Source organism: Mycobacterium sp. E2479, assembly GCF_001667925.1.
Taxonomy (GTDB): Bacteria; Actinomycetota; Actinomycetes; order Mycobacteriales; family Mycobacteriaceae; genus Mycobacterium.
On the sequence record NZ_LZJR01000063.1, the window covers coordinates 1 to 551 of the forward strand.

Sequence of the window (551 nt, forward strand, 5' to 3'; positions counted from 1 at the left end):
CGATCTCGCCGCCCTTGGTCCCGAACGAGATCGTCGAGATGGGAACACCCTCGTCCTTGGCCAGCCGCGCCGCGGTGAACGCCCCCTGCGGGGCATTGGGGTCCAGCGGCACGTTCTCGGCGCCGTCGGACTCCAGCACGATCCGGGCCGGCGGTGGGCCGTCGCCGCCGCCCATCACCGAACCGACCGTCGCGATCGCCTGCAGAGCGGTGAAAATGCCTTCTCCCGTTGCGGTTTTGGGCATCGGCTTGAGGCTGTCGATGCCCGCCTTCACCGCGCCGCGGTTGGTCGTCGGGGGCACCAGCAGCGTCGCGTTGGCCGCGAACTCCACCAGCCCCAGGTTGATCGCCGGGGTCAGCTGGTCGGCGAACTGCTTGCCGGCCTCCTTGGCCGCGTCGAGGCGGTTGGGCGGCACATCGGTCGAAGCCATCGACTCCGAGACATCGATCACCAGCATCACGACCGCGCGGTTGAGCGGAATCCGGACGTCCGAGGTCGGCCCGGCCATCGCGGTGGTCAGCAATACCAGCGACACGGCCAGCAGGATGGTC

At 69.3% G+C, this 551-nt stretch carries 1 protein-coding gene; it reads right to left on the reverse strand.

The genetic code is table 11. The annotated features are described in order from the left end of the window. Window positions 1-551: VWA domain-containing protein (locus A5686_RS07810; protein ID WP_156749998.1), on the reverse strand; the 551-nt coding region annotated here is incomplete at both ends.